Source organism: Providencia sp. SP181 (genome assembly GCF_050446505.1).
Taxonomy (GTDB): Bacteria; Pseudomonadota; Gammaproteobacteria; order Enterobacterales; family Enterobacteriaceae; genus Providencia; species Providencia vermicola.
The window spans coordinates 1-937 of sequence record NZ_JBBPXM010000038.1 but is presented as its reverse complement, the minus strand read 5'-3'; the positions used below and the strand labels follow the sequence as shown (position 1 = coordinate 937).

Annotated in this window: 1 rRNA gene; it reads right to left on the bottom strand. The window is 51.5% G+C overall.

The annotated features are described in order from the left end of the window. A 23S ribosomal RNA gene (locus AABS66_RS21615) occupies positions 1-937 on the bottom strand; the annotation flags it as partial.

Genomic DNA, 937 nt, shown 5'->3' with positions numbered 1-937 from the left:
TTCAAAGCCTCCCACCTATCCTACACATCAAGGCTCAATGTTCAGTGTCAAGCTATAGTAAAGGTTCACGGGGTCTTTCCGTCTTGCCGCGGGTACACTGCATCTTCACAGCGAGTTCAATTTCACTGAGTCTCGGGTGGAGACAGCCTGGCCATCATTACGCCATTCGTGCAGGTCGGAACTTACCCGACAAGGAATTTCGCTACCTTAGGACCGTTATAGTTACGGCCGCCGTTTACTGGGGCTTCGATCAAGAGCTTCTCCTTACGGATAACCCCATCAATTAACCTTCCAGCACCGGGCAGGCGTCACACCGTATACGTCCACTTTCGTGTTTGCACAGTGCTGTGTTTTTAATAAACAGTTGCAGCCAGCTGGTATCTGCGACTGGCTTCAGCTCCATGGGTAAACCACTTCACCTAATGCCAGCGTGCCTTCTCCCGAAGTTACGGCACCATTTTGCCTAGTTCCTTCACCCGAGTTCTCTCAAGCGCCTGAGTATTCTCTACCTGACCACCTGTGTCGGTTTGGGGTACGATTAATGATAATCTAGAGCTTAGAGGCTTTTCCTGGAAGCGGGGTATGAGCTACTTCGCCACCGTAGTGACTCGTCATCAGACCTCAGCATATAGTGAACCGGATTTGCCTAATTCACCTGCCTACATCCTTAAACCGGGACAACCGTCGCCCGGCCAGCCTAACCTTCTCCGTCCCCCCATCGCAATTATCACCAGTACGGGAATATTAACCCGTTTCCCATCGACTACGCATTTCTGCCTCGCCTTAGGGGTCGACTCACCCTGCCCCGATTAACGTTGGACAGGAACCCTTGGTCTTCCGGCGTGCGGGTTTTTCACCCGCATTATCGTTACTTATGTCAGCATTCGCACTTCTGATACCTCCAGCATACCTCACAGTACACCTTCACAGGCTTACA